The sequence below is a fragment of the Sandaracinaceae bacterium genome, assembly GCA_020633055.1.
GTDB lineage: Bacteria > Myxococcota_A > Polyangia > Polyangiales > Houyiibacteriaceae > JADJJE01.
The window spans coordinates 646,334-660,971 of sequence record JACKEJ010000008.1 but is presented as its reverse complement, the minus strand read 5'-3'; the positions used below and the strand labels follow the sequence as shown (position 1 = coordinate 660,971).

General features: G+C 70.8%; 15 protein-coding genes. 11 read left to right on the top strand and 4 right to left on the bottom strand.

The features are described from left to right. Positions 1-38: 38 nt before the first annotated feature. A complete protein-coding gene (locus H6726_19550; protein ID MCB9659854.1) occupies positions 39-1,391 on the bottom strand; it encodes a hypothetical protein in 1,353 nt (450 codons plus the stop codon). Between the two features lie 393 nt (positions 1,392-1,784). Here H6726_19550 and H6726_19545 point away from each other — a divergent pair, with 393 nt between their 5' ends. From H6726_19545 to H6726_19495, 11 genes are all read left to right on the top strand, one after another. Then, a complete protein-coding gene (locus tag H6726_19545; protein ID MCB9659853.1) occupies positions 1,785-2,021 on the top strand; it encodes a hypothetical protein in 237 nt (78 codons plus the stop codon). Positions 2,022-2,107: 86 nt separating this feature from the next. After that, positions 2,108-2,959: a DUF692 domain-containing protein gene (locus H6726_19540; protein ID MCB9659852.1), complete on the top strand. Its 852-nt coding sequence runs from the start codon at positions 2,108-2,110 to the stop codon at positions 2,957-2,959. Further along, positions 2,956-3,714, top strand: a complete 759-nt coding sequence (locus H6726_19535; GenBank protein ID MCB9659851.1) for a putative DNA-binding domain-containing protein — start codon at positions 2,956-2,958, stop codon at positions 3,712-3,714. Before H6726_19540 ends, H6726_19535 begins: the two co-directional genes overlap by 4 nt. Positions 3,715-3,716: 2 nt before the next feature. Next, positions 3,717-5,168: a cardiolipin synthase gene (gene cls, locus H6726_19530; GenBank protein ID MCB9659850.1), complete on the top strand. Its 1,452-nt coding sequence runs from the start codon at positions 3,717-3,719 to the stop codon at positions 5,166-5,168. A 13-nt stretch (positions 5,169-5,181) separates the two neighbouring features. Then, complete coding sequence (greB, locus tag H6726_19525) at positions 5,182-5,700, top strand: transcription elongation factor GreB (protein ID MCB9659849.1); 519 nt, start codon at positions 5,182-5,184, stop codon at positions 5,698-5,700. Positions 5,701-6,268: 568 nt separating this feature from the next. Next, the gene (fsa, locus tag H6726_19520) at positions 6,269-6,916 is read left to right on the top strand and encodes a fructose-6-phosphate aldolase (GenBank protein MCB9659848.1); all 648 of its coding nucleotides are present in this window, start codon (positions 6,269-6,271) and stop codon (positions 6,914-6,916) included. Positions 6,917-7,058: 142 nt separating this feature from the next. Further along, on the top strand, positions 7,059-7,682 hold the full coding sequence (locus H6726_19515; protein ID MCB9659847.1) for a hypothetical protein: 624 nt from the start codon (positions 7,059-7,061) through the stop codon (positions 7,680-7,682). After that, positions 7,679-8,383 (top strand): NUDIX hydrolase, encoded by a 705-nt coding sequence (locus H6726_19510; GenBank protein ID MCB9659846.1) that lies wholly within the window; start codon positions 7,679-7,681, stop codon positions 8,381-8,383. Before H6726_19515 ends, H6726_19510 begins: the two co-directional genes overlap by 4 nt. Beyond that, positions 8,380-9,294 (top strand): NAD(+)/NADH kinase, encoded by a 915-nt coding sequence (locus H6726_19505; GenBank protein MCB9659845.1) that lies wholly within the window; start codon positions 8,380-8,382, stop codon positions 9,292-9,294. The genes H6726_19510 and H6726_19505 overlap by 4 nt, the downstream gene beginning before the upstream one ends. Positions 9,295-9,424: 130 nt before the next feature. Continuing rightward, on the top strand, positions 9,425-11,437 hold the full coding sequence (locus H6726_19500; GenBank protein MCB9659844.1) for a protein kinase: 2,013 nt from the start codon (positions 9,425-9,427) through the stop codon (positions 11,435-11,437). A 71-nt stretch (positions 11,438-11,508) separates the two neighbouring features. After that, positions 11,509-12,381, top strand: coding sequence for an alpha/beta hydrolase (locus H6726_19495; GenBank protein MCB9659843.1), 873 nt, complete (start codon positions 11,509-11,511; stop codon positions 12,379-12,381). A 172-nt stretch (positions 12,382-12,553) separates the two neighbouring features. Here the strand turns inward: H6726_19495 and H6726_19490 are convergent, their stop codons facing one another. From H6726_19490 to H6726_19480, 3 genes are read right to left on the bottom strand one after another with little or no spacing between them, the layout of a single operon-like run. After that, positions 12,554-13,024 (bottom strand): hypothetical protein, encoded by a 471-nt coding sequence (locus H6726_19490; GenBank protein ID MCB9659842.1) that lies wholly within the window; start codon positions 13,022-13,024, stop codon positions 12,554-12,556. Beyond that, complete coding sequence (locus tag H6726_19485) at positions 13,021-13,791, bottom strand: hypothetical protein (GenBank protein MCB9659841.1); 771 nt, start codon at positions 13,789-13,791, stop codon at positions 13,021-13,023. The genes H6726_19490 and H6726_19485 overlap by 4 nt, the downstream gene beginning before the upstream one ends. 4 nt (positions 13,792-13,795) lie before the next feature. After that, positions 13,796-14,488, bottom strand: a complete 693-nt coding sequence (locus tag H6726_19480) for a sigma-70 family RNA polymerase sigma factor (GenBank protein ID MCB9659840.1) — start codon at positions 14,486-14,488, stop codon at positions 13,796-13,798. Positions 14,489-14,638: the final 150 nt, after the last annotated feature.

Below are 14,638 nucleotides of genomic sequence, written 5' to 3'. Positions count from 1 at the left end.
GAGGCTTCGGTCTTTCGCCGACGCTGATCGCTCGCCGGTCAACGGCGCGGGCGCATGATGGCATCGCGCAGCGCGCTCTCGGGGGCGTCCACCAGCTCCACGGTCGCGTCGTCGTCCGCGCTGGACCAGCGCACCCCGAGGCGCTCCAAGAGGTCGTCCGTGGGCGGCCACTCGCTGCGGTCTCCGTACTCGGCGCCGAGGGGCACCAGGGCCTCGTCGAACACCGCGAGGATGCGTCCCGCGGGGACCGGGCGTGACGTGCGCTGCACCTCGCGCACGCACCGCGCGATGCCCGCGTCGAGCGAGCTGCCGCGTGCGCGCAGCTCCATGTCGGCCGCCAGCGCGAACGCCGTGCCGCCCCAGTACACGCGCGTGTACGCGGCGGTCTCGTGCATGGCCAGCGCCTCCTCGCGCAGCGTGCGCCCCGTGCCTCCCAGGCGACCCGTTCGGAAGCCTTGGGCGATCCGCGTCCACGCCTGCTCGGGAGTCTGCCAGCCAGCCCGCGCGCGCAGGACCTCTTGGTAGTACGTAGCGATGCCCTCGCTCAACCAGCGATCCGCCCCGGGCACCAGCGGGTGCAGGAGGTGCGACAGCTCGTGCACCGTCACCCAGTCCGCTGCCAGAGACCCGGCGGGCGCGCTCTCTCCGAAGAACAGCAGGATCGAGGCGCCCCCGCCGCGCTTCGTGAGACCGAACTGCACGGGCTGATCGCTGGGGGCGGGCCACACCACCGCCAGGATCCGCTCGCTCGGGAAGCGGCCCCCCACGGACCCCACCATGCCGACGGCCTGCGCGATGTGCTCCACCAGCTGCGCCTGCGTGTGAGGCAGCGTGCCCGCGACGCGCGCGACCTGCAGCTGCGTGCCCCCCACGTCGCGCGTGCTGTGCTCGAAGTGTCCGACCAGCACATCGCTCGGGAGCTCGAGCGCGAGCGGGGGCAGCACGAAGGACGCGTCCAGCCGCGACGCTCCAGACGCGACCGCCTCGGCGCCGAGCGCGCCCACCCGTGGGGCGTCGCGGCTGCGATGCGTGTCGGGTCCACCGAGCGTGGTCCCCCACGCGCCGACCGCGCTCGGCCAGGCGCTCGCGACCGCGAACCCCGGCGGCAGGACGAAGCCTACGCGCACCGTGCCGATCGCGCCTGACGGCCGCAGCATCCACTCCGAGTGCGCGCTGGACACGGCTTCCGTGCCGATCAGCGTGTTGCGGCCCGCCACCAGATCCACTCGGTACGCGACGCAGCCGCGTGCGCTCGGCTGGAGTGTGTCGTCCACGCGCGCGCCCTCCGTGACCTCGATGCGCGACCAAGGCGCGGCCCACGGCCGGTATGTCACGGATTGGTTGGCGCAGGCAGACACCCCGAAGCTCGCCAGGTCCGAGCTGGGCGTCACGACATAGTCGACGTCTGCGGTCGGGGCGCTCCCGTGTCCAGGAACGCCAGACGCGCACCCCAGTGCACACATGCACACCCAAACCACGAGCGCCGCCGAGCGCCGAGCTCGGCCGTTTTCATTCTTGATCTTGGTCACTTACGCGCGCTCCGGGCGTGTCTCTCGCGGCGCGTCGCGCGCCAACCCGAGAAATTCGTGAAACAGGGGCCCTCGCTGCGGCATACCCGAGGCAGAGGTCCTCGCTCGACGAGGACTTTACACGAACGGCGCGGACGGCTAGCGTTCGCTCCACTCAGATTGCGGCGCGGGCTACCACCCTCGCCGCTTCGGCACCACGAGTGCCATCAACCCTGGTCCACGAGACGAGACAGCGACGCAAGTCGGAGGATACGTATGAACACCGCTCTCAAGCACACCATCATCGCCATGGCCACCGCCGCGCTCGGCTTCACCGCGGGCTGCAGCTCCGAGAGCCCCGAGGGCGAGGAGTCCAGCACGGGTGGCGAGACCGCCACGGAGGCGTCCTGCTCCGGCGCGACCGAGGCGTCCTGCTCCGGCGCCACCGAGGAGCCCGAGGCGTCCTGCTCCGGCGAGGGCGAGGCGTCCTGTGGCGAGGGTTCCTGCGGCTGATCACGCCGTAGCCCACTGGACGCGCCGCGGTGGCTCTGGTCATCGCGGCGTTTCTGTTTCCTTTGCGGTAGGGTTCGGCGGACGCGATGACACGAGCACATGACGCAGTCAGCGGGGTCGGCATCGGCCTCCGTATGGGCAACTCGGAGGCACTGCTCGCAGAGCTCCCCGCCGAGGTGCGCTGGGTGGAGGTGCACCCGGAGAACTACATCGAGCGTGGCGGCCGCTTCGCGCGCATCCTCGAGCGCGCCCGCGAGTCGTGGCCGGTCGTCACGCACGGCCTGACGATGTGCTTCGGCGCCCTCGAGCCGTGTGACCCGCGCTATCAGCGCGAGCTGCGCAGCTTCCTGACCGACCTCGAGGTCGCCTGGCACTCGGACCACGCCTGCTTTGGGTCGGTGGACGGAGTCTTCGCGCATGACCTCTTGCCGCTGCCGTTCACCGACGAGGCCGTCAGCGTCGTGAGCCAGCGCATCATGGAGGCGCAGGACGCGCTCGGGCTGCCGGTGGCGCTCGAGAACGTCAGCTACTACGCGGCCATGGGCAGCGACCCTTTGGCCGAGGTCGACTTCCTCTGCGAGATCCTGAAGCGCACCGGCGCGCAGCTGCTGCTGGACGTGAACAACGTCTACGTGAACAGCCAGAACTTCGGCTTCGACCCGCGCGCCTGGATCGATCGCGTGCCGGTCGACCGCGTGGTGCAGATGCACGTGGCGGGGCACCTGGTGCGCGAGGACGGCCTGCGTATCGACACACACGGCGAGCCCGTACCCGAGGGGGTCTACTCGTTGCTGGAGCACACCCTGCGCCGCAGCGGGAGCAAGCCCATCCTGCTGGAGCGCGACAACAACATCCCACCCCTCGCCGAGCAGCTCGACGAGCTGCGCCGCCTGCAGGCCATCGTCGATCGCGTGTGCACCGCGGAGGCCTGCGCGTGAGCGGCCCCGCAGACATGAGCCTGCGGGCCTACCAGGAGGCGGCCCTGCGCGTGTTCTTCGACCCGAGCCCGAGCGAGGACGACCTCACGGCCCTCGGCTCGCCCGAGCGCTTCCGCATCTACCGCAACATGGTGCGCCATCGCCTCGACAAGGTCGTACGCGCCGCGCTCCCACGCACCCTGCGCGCGCTGGGCGACGACGCGACGGCGGCCCTGCTGACCGAGTTCTTCGCCGAGGCCCCGCCGCGCACGCGCTGGTTTCGTGAGGTCCCGGAGCACTTCGGGGCGTTCGCGCTCGCGCGCTTCTCGGACGACCTGCCCGCGCACGTCCCCGAGCTGTGCCGCTTCGAGCTGGCGCGCTGGACGGTCCAGCACCTCGAGTCCGAGCCCGCGGCGCCCGTGGTGCCGCTCAGCTTCGAGCTGCCGCCGGCCACCACGCCAGCGCTGCGTCGTCTGCGGGTGCAGCATCGGGTCGATCGACGCGGAGACACCCCCACCCCCGAGCCCGCCAACCTCGCCGTGTACCGGCGGCTGGACGACCGACCCTCCACGTGGGTGCTGAACGACATCGCCGCCGCCCTGCTCGACGCGTTCGTCGACGGCGAGGGCACGCTCGCCGAGCGCGTCCAGGCCGTCACCAAGGCCCGTGACGTCGCCATCGACGAGACCTTCCTCGAGCGGCTGTCCGCGTTGCTGGCCGACTTCGTCGAGCGCGGCGTGCTGCTCGGCTCCTACGCGGCCGCCCCCGCCTCCTGAGCATGCCGACCTTCGACCTGCCACCCACGGGCCTCGCCATCTTGACCGCGCTGCAGGTCGTGTGGGTGGTCCTGTCGAGCGGCTACATCATCCTCGAGCGGCGCTCGTCCCAGGCGACCATCGCGTGGATCGTCACGTTCGCTGCGCTGCCGGTGGTGGCCTTCCTGATCTACGTGTTCCTGGGCCCGCGTCGCTTCGACCGCCGCAAGCGACGACGCCACCGGGCGCGCAGCGTAGTGGGCAAGCAGCAGGCGGACCTCGAGCGCTGCACCCTGCCCAGCGACATCGCGGACAACACGCCCACCGTGAGCCTGCTCGAGAACGCGGTGGGCGAGGCCGCGACGCTACGTTGGGCCGACGTCGACCTGCTCTTCGGGGGCGTCGCCAAGTACGAGGCCCTGTGTGCCGCGATAGCGGGTGCGCGCTCGAAGATCCTGATGGAGTACTACATCTGGGAGCCCGACCACATCGGGACCCGCATCCGCGACCTGCTCACGGAGCGCGCGTCGGCGGGCGTCCGCGTGAGCGTCATCGTGGACGGACTCGGCTCCGGGAACGCCAAGGCCAAGTTCTGGGCGCCGCTGCGCGCGGCCGGCGGCGAGGTGCGCCCGTTCAACGGCGTGAACTGGACCACCTGGCGCCCCACCATGACCAACTTCCGGACCCACCGGAAGATCGCGGTCATCGACGGGCGCATCGGCTTCACCGGCGGCATGAACCTGACCGACAACCACAGCGCCGAGTTCGCGGGCGAGGCAGCCTGGCGGGACACGCACCTGCGCTTGCAGGGCAGCGCGGTCGAGGGGCTCGCGCGCGTGTTCTACGAAGACTGGCAGTACGCGGGCGGCGACGCGCCCAAGCTCATGCTGGCGCCCGCACGGGACACCGGCGCACGCGGTCAGCTGCAAGACGTCCCCGTGCAGGTCGTGTCGTCGGGACCCGACGAGAACATCGACGCCATCCACAAGCTCTTCTTCTCGACCATCACCGCCGCGAAGCGCCGCATCCAGCTCACCACGCCGTACTTCGTCCCCGACGAGGCCATGATGAACGCGCTCTCGGTCGCGGGCATGCGCGGCGTACGCGTGGAGCTGCTGCTGCCGACGGCCGGGGACCAACCCATCGTCGCCGCCGCAGCCCGCAGCTACTACCCCGAGCTGCTCGCCGCCGGGGTCATCATCCACGAGCTCGAGGCGCCCGTGCTGCACGCCAAGACCCTCGTCGTGGACGACCTCGCCATCGTGGGCACGGCCAACATGGACAACCGCAGCTTCCGGCTGAACTTCGAGGTGGTGGTCGTCATGTACGACCGTCGCGTCGCCGAGCAGCTGGCGGCGGTGTTCGCCGAAGACGTCGCGCGCGCCCGGCCCCTCGACATGGCCACGCTCAACGCCGACCCGCTGCCACGTCGCCTGCTGGCCTCCACGGCGCGCCTGTTCTCCCCCATGCTCTGAGGATCGTCCGGTCATGGGACAACGCACGCCGAAACCCGTCGAGCCGCGCTCCGGCTACATCACGCAAGAGGGCTACGCCCGGCTCAGCGCCGAGTTCGAGCAGCTCTACCGCGTCGAGCGCCCCAAGGTGGTCAAGGGCGTGGCCGAAGCCGCCGCCGAGGGCGACCGCTCCGAGAACGCCGAGTACATCTACGGCAAGAAGAAGCTGCGCGAGATCGACCGCCGCCTGCGCCACCTCGGCCAGCGCCTGAACGCCGTCACGGTCGTACAGCCCGACGAGGCCCGCGACGACGGCAAGGTCTACTTCGGCGCCTACGTGCACCTCGAGAGCGAGCACGGCGAAGAGCTCCGCATCCGCATCGTCGGCCCCGACGAGTTCGACGCGAAGCGCGGCTTCATCAGCATGGACTCCCCCATGGCCAAGGCCATCCTCCGGCGCGAGGAAGGCGACGAAGTCCAAGTCACCCGCCCCCGCGGAGTGACGCGCTTCGAGATCGTCGAGGTCCGCTACAAGCCCTTCCCCGACGGCTGAGCGGGCCAGCCCCACACCCATCCAAGAGGCCCCCGCCGAGCCCCGCGTCCCACCGCCGAGCCAGCCGAGCCCCACACCCATCCGAGCGCGCCGACCGGCCCCGCCCGAGCCCCGCGTCCCACCGCCGCGCGCGCCGAGCCGCACACCCATCCAAGAGGCCCCGCCCGAGCCCCGCGTCCCACCGCCGAGCCCACACCATCCAAGCGCCCCAACCGGCCCCGCCCATCTTCAACCGGGCCCCACCAGCCCCCACCGAAAGAGCGCCCAGCTCCGCCCTCCCGGCGAGGCCCCGGCCGTCCACCCACGCACCCGCCAAGCCGCACGGAGGGCGCCGGGCAGCCCCAGCAAGGGGATTGGGGGGGCCCCATTTCACGCGCTGCGCTGCAGCGCGTAGAAATGGGGGAGGCACCAAAGGGAGCGCCAGCGCGACCGACCCCGCCGCGGGGCTGCCCGGCGCCCTCCGCACGACCACCCGGCCCAGCGTACTCCAGACAGGCCCCACCCACCCCCACCCACGCAGTAGGAAGGAGGCTAGGCGCGGCCCCACTTTCGGGCTATGACCTCGCCCATGGAGATCTTCATCGATTCGGCCGACCTCGACGAGATTCGCGATGTGGCGGCCATGGGCGTCGTCGACGGCGTCACCACCAACCCCTCCCTCATCGCCAAGGTCGGGCGCCCGCTCAAGGACGTCATCGTCGACATCTGCAAGATCGTCGACGGTCCCATCAGCGCCGAGGTGCTGGCCACGGACTACGAGGGCATCGTCCGCGAGGGCCGCGAGCTGGCGCAGCTCCATCCGAACGTGGTGGTCAAGGTCCCGCTCATCGCCGACGGGCTCAAGGCCGTGAAGACCTTCACCTCCGAGGGCATCAAGACCAACGTCACCCTCTGCTTCAGCGTCACCCAGGGCCTGCTCGCGGCCAAGGCCGGCGCCACGTACATCAGCCCGTTCATCGGCCGCGTGGACGACGTGAGCGGCGACGGCATGGAGCTCATCGAGCAGCTCGTCACCTGCTACGCGAACTACGGCCTGAAGACCAAGGTGCTCGCCGCCAGCATCCGTCACCCGCGCCACGTCGTCGAATGCTTGATGCTCGGCGCGCACGTGGGCACGCTCCCCCGCGATGTCATCCTGCGCCTCGTGCAGCATCCCCTCACCGACCTCGGGCTCGCGCGCTTCCTCGAAGACGCCAAGAAGATCCCGCAGTCGTGACGCGCAGGCGCCGCGCGCAGCTCGGGGCAGCGCCTTGAGGGACGTCCCGCGCGCGTCGACGCGCGGCGTGCGGCGCTCGCCCTCGTCGCGATCGCGGGCGAGTCTGTGCGCTCGCCTCTGCAGCAGGGCGCGCGCCTTCGGGATGGACCCCGGGCACGCGCTCGCCCCCGCGCTGTGTGCCCTCGCCGTGGTTGCGACGATGCTCCTGACGGGCGTCCGCGCGGCCAACGCCCAAGCGGACCGCGAGCCTGCGGGGGTGCTCGCCGCGCCCGTCCTCCTGCAGCACGACTGTCTCGCCAACGGCTGCGAGGGCGCGGGCGTTGGAGGGGCCATCCAGCTCGACCTCCTGCACGTGTTGCGCGCGGCACCGTGGCTGTCGCTCGGCGGCACGGTGGGAGTGGGTGTCGTCGGCGGCGAGGCAGACAGCACGCGCGTGTTCGTCCCGTTTGGTGCCAGCCTCATCGCGGGGCTCTTCCCCGACGCGGGTCGCCGTGTCGGCTTCGAAGCGCGTCTACGCGGTGGCGCGTGGTTCGGGGCAGGCGCGTGGGGCACCCTGGCGCGCGCCGAGCTCGGAGGGGGCGGTTTCCTCGGCGGCGGGTTGCACGCCGCCATCGGCCTCGGAGACGCCGCGTCCCGTGCACGCCTGCGCGTGACCATCGGGCTCGACGTCACCCGCCTCTTCGGTTCTCGCGCGGTCACGTTGTACGCTCCCGGCATCGCCCTCGCGTGGCGCCCCGCCCCCAGCTCTCCCGGGACCTCCCCATGACCAGACACGCCGACTGGCAGACGCCGTCCATCTCCATCGAGGTCGTCGACGACCAGAGCGCTACCGCGCGGTGTGACCAGGGGTTCCTCAAGCTGCGCCGGCTGCGGCTGAAGAACCGCTATCAGGACGGCACCGAGAGCGCCCCGTACCCGTATGACGTGGTCGACCGCGCCGCCCTCGACGCCGTGGTGATGTTGCTCCACCGCACGGGCCCCGATGGCGTCGAGGTGTGCATCCGCTCGTCGCTGCGCCCACCGCTGGGCGTGCGCACCCGCGCCGAGACCCAGACCGTCAGCGTCCTGTGGGAGGTGCCCGCTGGTCTGATCGAGCCCGAGGAGGCAGCGGGTGTGAGCGTGGACGGCGTGCTCCCCGGGGTCCGCTCGTGCGCAGCGCGCGAGACCCTCGAAGAGACCGGCTACGTCGTCCCCGAAGAGCGCTTCGAGCCTCTCGGGCGCATGACCTATCTGAGCCCGGGTGTCCTCGCCGAGCGCCTCCACTACGTGGTGGCCTCGCTCGATGGCTGCACCGTGGGCGACCCCACGCTCGACGGCTCGCCGGTCGAGGAGGGCAGCAGGCTGCTCTTCGTCAGCCTGGCGGACGCCATCGCCGCCGTGGACCGAGGCGACATCCAGGACGCCAAGACCGAGGTCGCCCTGCGTCGCTTCGTGGCGTCCCGGGCGTCCCGAGGGCAACCGACATGAGCGCTCCGCGCGTCCTGGTCATCTACAAGCGCACCACCTATCAGCGCTTCCGTGGTGGGAAGAGCCAGCGCATCCAGGCGCTGCTGGACCAGGGGCACCGTAGCGTAGCGTCCCTGCTCGAGGCACACGAGGCGCACCTGGCCACGCTCGAGCGGGCCAAGGACGTGCTCAAGCAGCTCGGCGCCGACGCCCGCTTTCGGCACGCGTACTCCCCAGAGCCCGAGCACGAGTGGGACCTGGTCGTCACGCTCGGCGGCGATGGGACGCTGCTCTGGGCGTCGCACATGGTGGGCGCCGACACGCCCATGATCGCCATCAACTCGGCTCCGAAGACCAGCGTCGGCTACTTCTGCGCGGGCGACTCGGGGCAGGTGGGCGAGCTGCTCGAGGCGGCCCTCGCGGGCGATATGCGCTCCACCAAGCTGAACCGCATGCAGGTCGGCGTCGACGGCGAGGTCGTGCACACCCGGGTGCTCAACGACGTGCTCTTCTGCCACGCCTGCCCCGCCGCCACCACGCGCTACCTGCTGCGCCGTGGTGACGTCGAGGAGTCGCAGATGTCGAGCGGCATCTGGGCGGGCCCCGCCGCGGGCTCCACCGCGGCCGTGCGCAGCGCAGGCGGTCGCGTGCTGCCCATTGGCTCGCAGCGCATCCAGTACGTGGTGCGCGAGCCGTACCACCGGGGCGAGACGCGCCTCCAGCTCCAGAAGGGCGTCCTCGCTGCGGACGAGGAGCTCGCGTTCGTGAGTCTCATTCGCGAGGGACGGCTCTACTTCGACGGCGAGAACCGCGTCCAGAACGTCGACATCGGCTCCGAGGTCGTCTTCTCGCGCTCTCCCGAGGCCCTCCACATCCTCGGCTTGCGGGGCACGCGCCGTCCACCGGCGGACGACGAGCAGCCTCCCGGCTGACGTCCGTCGGACCCGCGCCCCCGCGCACGACGCGCGCCAACGAACGAGCCATCGGGGTTATCCTCGCGCAGTGCGCTCCCGCCTGATCATCACGCTGCTCAGCCTGACCCTCGTCACGGGCGGCGCGGCCATGGCGCTCGCGCTCTCGAGCGCACGGCGCGACGCGGACGAGCTCACCACGGGTCTCTTGGCCCAGGCGGGCGCGCGCACCGTCGCGGAGCTGCAGCGCTTCTTCGAGCCCACCGAGGCGCTGCTCGCCACCGCCCACGAGTGGGCCTCCGAGGGCGCCCTCGACGTGCACGACGTGAGCGCGCTGAACGCGCGATTCCTGCCGCTCCTACGGCACTCGCCCTCCGTTTCGTCCATGCTCGTCGCGACCGAGAGCGGCGACGAGTACATGTTGCTGGTGCACCTCGACGGTCGCTTCGAGAACCGTCTGGTGCGCATCGCCGACCCGGAGTTGGGGGTACGTCGCAACCAACGCATCTACTACGACGCCAGCGGCAACGAGGTGAGCCGCCGTATCGAGGAGACGCCCTACGACCCTCGTGAGCGACCGTGGTTCCGAGGCGCGCTCTCGCGCCCCGACGTCGTCCACTGGACCGAGCCCTACACGTTCCAGACCACCCGCGAACCCGGCATCACCGTCAGCCGCGCTGCCAACTCGCCCCGGGAGCCCACGGTGGTCGCGTTCGACATCACCCTCCTCGACCTCAGCCGGTTCACGTCCGCCATCCGCATCAAGGAACGCGGCTGGGTGGCCGTCACGCTCGACCACCACGTCATCGGCCTCCCGGGACCCCTCGACGCGGACGCCATCGCGCAGCGCTTCGCAGCGGGCCTACCGACCCCCGAGGCCTTGCACATCACGGCGCTGGCGGAGCTGGCGGGGGCGCCCGTCGACGAAGGTCCCGTGTCCTTGGACGACGATACGTTCGTGGGCGTGACCCGCCAGTTCCCGCTCGGCGGATCGCGCACCTTGAACGTCCTCTCGGCGCTCGCGCGGGAGGATGTGCTGGCCAGCGTGCATCAGCAGCGCAATGGCCTCTTGGCCGTCGTGGGGCTGGCGCTGGTGGTGGCCTTGCTCGTGTCGCTGCGCCTGTCGCGGTCGGTCTCCAACCTCCGCAAGCCCGCGAGCCTCGAGGGCTCGCAGGTAGGGCAGTACAAACTCGAGGCCCGCCTCGGCGAGGGAGGCATGGGCACGGTCTACCGCGCCAGTCACGCCATGCTGCGGCGCCCCACGGCGGTGAAGCTGCTCCGTGAAGACCGCCGCCGCGCGAAGGACCTCGCCCGCTTCGAGCGCGAGGTGCAGCTCACGGCACAGCTGACGCACCCCAACACCATCGCCATCTACGACTACGGGCTCACCCCCGAGGGCGCCTTCTACTACGCCATGGAGCACGTCGAAGGGGTCACGCTGCAGGCGCTCATCAGCGCGGTGGGGCCACTCCCTGCAGCCCGCGTCATCCACATCCTCCAGCAGGTGCTCGGTTCCCTCGCCGAAGCGCACGACGTCGGCTTGATCCATCGGGACATCAAGCCAGCCAACATCATGCTGTGCGAGCGCGGCGGCGTGGCGGACGTGGTCAAGGTGCTCGACTTCGGGTTGGTCAAGCGCCTCTCGCCCCGCGACTCGGAGAAGGACCTCTCGGGCACGGACAACTTCGCCGGCACGCCGCTGTACCTGGCGCCCGAATCAGTCACCAACCCCAAACAGCTCGACGCCCGCAGCGACCTGTACTCGGTCGCCGCCGTGGGCTACTTCTTGTTGACGGCGACGCCCGTGTTCCAGGGCAAGACGGCGGTCGACACCATCACCCAGCACCTCAAGGCGGCCCCCGAGTCGCCCTCCTCCCGCCTGGGTCGACCCGTCGCGGCGGACCTCGAGCGGGTGCTCTTGGCGGCGCTCGCGAAGAACCCGGAGGACCGCCCCGAAAACGCACGGGAATTCGCGCTCATGCTCGACACCTGCGCGGACGCCCACGTCTGGCGCACCCAGGACTCACGCACGTGGTGGCGCACGCACGGGGCCATCGTCAGCGAGGTGGTCCTGAGCGAAGCGCACACCGAGGTGAGTCAGCCCCCCGAGGCCATGACGGTCGACATGACCCGTCGGAGCCTCCGCAGCGACCCGGACGACTGACGTCGACCGCACGCGGGGCCGCCACCCGGTTGTTGGGTGCATTCTCGGGCTGGGCTGCTACATGGCGGCCCGTGGCCATCCCTGCGCACACCATCGTCCAGGCCGACGGGAGCACACCCACCCGCAGCCTGCTCTTCCTGCACGGCATCCTGGGCACCCGCGCGAACTGGCGCGGCGTCGCGCGCAAGCTCGTGGACGAGCGTCCAGAGCTGGCTGCGGTGTTGGTGGACCTGCGGGGCCATGGCGACTCGCTCGGCCTGCCGGGGGCGCCCACCATCGCCGAAGCAGCCCGTGACCTGGTGGCGCTCGAGGCCGTCCTCGCCGCACCGGTGCGCGGGGTGCTGGGGCACAGCTTTGGCGGGAAGGTCGCGATGCAGTACGCCAGCGACCGCAGTGACCCGCTGGACGCGCTGATCGTCGTCGACTCGTCGCCCGGCCGGGAGCGCGCCCCAGACGCACCTGCAACCCGGAGCGGCGCAACTGAGCCAGCGCGGGTGCAAGAGACGGCGCAGATCCTCCGTACCCTGCGGGACCTCTCCTTCCCAGTGGCGAGCCGTGAGGCGTTCGTCTCGGCCATCGAGGCCGCGGGCCTGAGTCGACCCATCGCGCTCTGGCTCGCCATGAACCTGCGCCGCACCCCAGCTGGGGAGCGTGACTTCCCGTTGGACCTCGACGAGGTCGAGGCGCTGCTGGCGAGCTACTACGACACGGACACGTGGGCTGCGGTCGAGCGACCGCGTGGGCGCGGCCAGGTCCACATGATCGTGGGCGGGCGCTCCTCCGTGCTCAGCGCAGCCGACGTAGCGCGCATCGAGCTCGCAACACGGGAGCACGACGGGGTCCACCTGCACGTCGTTCCCGAGGCAGGTCACTGGGTGCACGTCGACGCCCCCGACGCGCTGCATGAGCTCCTGCTCGTTGCCACGCGCAGCCTGGGTCGCTGACCGCCGCGGCGCTCGACGCGTCGAGCTCGCGCCAGAGGGCGCCTCGTCGGGCGATGCCCCCTGCCTCACCTCCGCGTCCACCTCCGCCTCGATCGTAGCGTGGCGTCCCCGCCCCTCGGCCGTGGCCAGGACCCCGTCGCGCGTGATCAGCTCCAGCCGCGCGACCGCAATCTCAGGTGCCCAGCGTGATCCCGATCACCAGCGTGCCACCGTCGTGCGCCTGTCCGGCCACGAAGAAAGGGTCGCCGGGCGACGCCAGCACCTGCAGTAGCGGGAGGTAGTCCGACTGGTTCGGCCGGTTGATGCTGACGCGCACCCGCAGCCGCCCGTCTGGCATGACCTGCTGCACGCGAATGCGCAGCTGGCGCCCGTTCGGCAGCGAGATGTCCGCATCCTGATCCGTGCGCAGCGTGACGCGTGGGCGAGACAGGACCTGCATGGAGCGGAACGTGTTGAACGGTGGGCGCTGCAGCGCGCTCAGACCCGCCAGGCTGGCGTCCACCGCGCCGGGCTCTTCCTTTGCCAGGATGACCACGACGTCGGCGTGCACGGCCGGGGTCTGCGCGGCGCCCACCACGGGGGCCAGCAGCAGCAACCCTGCGAGCATCGAGAGCAAAGTCTTGGTCGTCCTGAGCTGCTTCACCGTACGAACTCCTCGTCGCTGATCCACACAACGGCCACCGGCACGTTGCGCTCACCTGGGACTTGGAAGACCGTACCCATATTCGCACCGAAGTCGATTTCCTCGACCTCCGTGCCGTGGTGGCTGGCCACGATGACCTCCGGCTCGTCCTCGACGACCATTGGCGCTGGCGCCTCCGGGGCGATCACCTCGGCGACCGGCGCGGGCCGCCCCGTGGGTTCTGGTCGTAGCGCGAGAGCCGCCACCGCAGCCGCCGCGAGGAGGGCGACCGCCACGAGACCAGGCCACTTGGCGCCCGAGTCTGCCGCCGGGGCTGGCTGCGACGCGGGCGTCGGCGGTGCGGCATCCGGGCCCAACTTGGGCTCGAACGCGATCTTCTTGGAGTTCGGCGGGAGCGTCCCCAGACCCTCGCCCTCGATCAGGCGCAGCTTTGGGCGCTTGCGCCCGTCGGACACGCCGGAGTCCCCAGGAGCCGGCTCCCCGCTCGCGTCCAGGCCGGTCGCCGAGCCGCTACCATCTGCGCTGGTCACCGTGGCCCACACGTGATCGAACATCTGGCTCGACTCGGCTTCGCTCAGCAGCGCGCCGTCCTCGACGCTGACGTCGGCGACGAACTGACTCAGGCGCTCCAGCACGCGCACGCGACCCTGGTCGACCTCCGATTCGGCCAAGATGGCCAGCGCGTCGTCCCGCTCCTGATCGCTCAGGTCCGCGTCCTGGTCCAGCAGGCGTTGCAGCAGCGTGTCGTCGATGCGTGGTGTGCTCATGGTGTCACTCCCTGACCTCGAGGTCGCCCTGCAGATAGTCCGCGAGCTGCTCCTGCATCTTGCGGCGCGCGTGGAACAGCCGGCTCATGATGGTGCCCTTGGGGACGTCCAGCACCTCGGCCATCTCCTCGTAGCTCAGCCCCTCCACTTCGCGCAGGATGATCACCTCGCGGTGGTACTCCGGCAGGGTGTCGAGCGCGGCTCGGATGGCCTCCGTCAGCTCCTGGCGCATGAGGGTCTTGGCCGGGTTGCTGCCCTGGATGGTCGGGAGCAGCGCGCCATCGCCCGCGACCTGCCCCTCGCGCGAGATGGAGTCGTCGTAGTCGACGCCCTTCTTGCGGCTGACGCGGCGGATGTGGTCGATGGAGAGGTTCATGACGATGCGGTAGAGCCACGTGTAGAAGCTCGACGAGCCCTGGAACGTGTGGATGTGGTGGTGGACCTTGATGAACGCGTCCTGAACGACGTCCATGGCGTCCTGTTTGTTCTTCACGACGCCCAACGACACCGCAAAAGCGCGTCGGTGGTACTTCTCGAAGAGCTCGCGGAACGCGTCGCGGTCCCCCGCCTGCACGCGGGTGACGAGCTCGGCGTCGAGCTCCCGTTCTTTCAGGGCAGCTTCCCGTTTGATATTGGCTGTGGACGCTGCCTGTTGCGATTCATTCACCGTGGCCCCCTGGGAACCGGCGGCGCGCATCGCGCGCATGGAACGCTGCCGTTGTACCACGATCTACTCCGGCTCGCAGCGACTTCGACGCCCCACGACGGGGCGCCGCTGATAGAGTGGCATGCGTGCACGACGCTCCCGACGACGAGCTGACCCCACCCCGGGCGGGCGACACCTGCG

What these genes read in the sequence shown, in the direction of transcription:
- H6726_19500 (MCB9659844.1), top strand. Translation starts at nt 9,425, where the DNA reads ATGGCGCTCGCGCTCTCGAGCGCACGGCGCGACGCGGACGAGCTCACC.
- H6726_19485 (MCB9659841.1), bottom strand. Translation starts at nt 13,791, where the DNA reads ATGAGCACACCACGCATCGACGACACGCTGCTGCAACGCCTGCTGGAC.
- H6726_19515 (MCB9659847.1), top strand. Translation starts at nt 7,059, where the DNA reads ATGGACCCCGGGCACGCGCTCGCCCCCGCGCTGTGTGCCCTCGCCGTG.
- H6726_19540 (MCB9659852.1), top strand. Translation starts at nt 2,108, where the DNA reads ATGACACGAGCACATGACGCAGTCAGCGGGGTCGGCATCGGCCTCCGT.
- H6726_19545 (MCB9659853.1), top strand. Translation starts at nt 1,785, where the DNA reads ATGAACACCGCTCTCAAGCACACCATCATCGCCATGGCCACCGCCGCG.
- H6726_19505 (MCB9659845.1), top strand. Translation starts at nt 8,380, where the DNA reads ATGAGCGCTCCGCGCGTCCTGGTCATCTACAAGCGCACCACCTATCAG.
- fsa (MCB9659848.1), top strand. Translation starts at nt 6,269, where the DNA reads ATGGAGATCTTCATCGATTCGGCCGACCTCGACGAGATTCGCGATGTG.
- greB (MCB9659849.1), top strand. Translation starts at nt 5,182, where the DNA reads ATGGGACAACGCACGCCGAAACCCGTCGAGCCGCGCTCCGGCTACATC.
- H6726_19510 (MCB9659846.1), top strand. Translation starts at nt 7,679, where the DNA reads ATGACCAGACACGCCGACTGGCAGACGCCGTCCATCTCCATCGAGGTC.
- cls (MCB9659850.1), top strand. Translation starts at nt 3,717, where the DNA reads ATGCCGACCTTCGACCTGCCACCCACGGGCCTCGCCATCTTGACCGCG.
- H6726_19480 (MCB9659840.1), bottom strand. Translation starts at nt 14,488, where the DNA reads ATGCGCGCCGCCGGTTCCCAGGGGGCCACGGTGAATGAATCGCAACAG.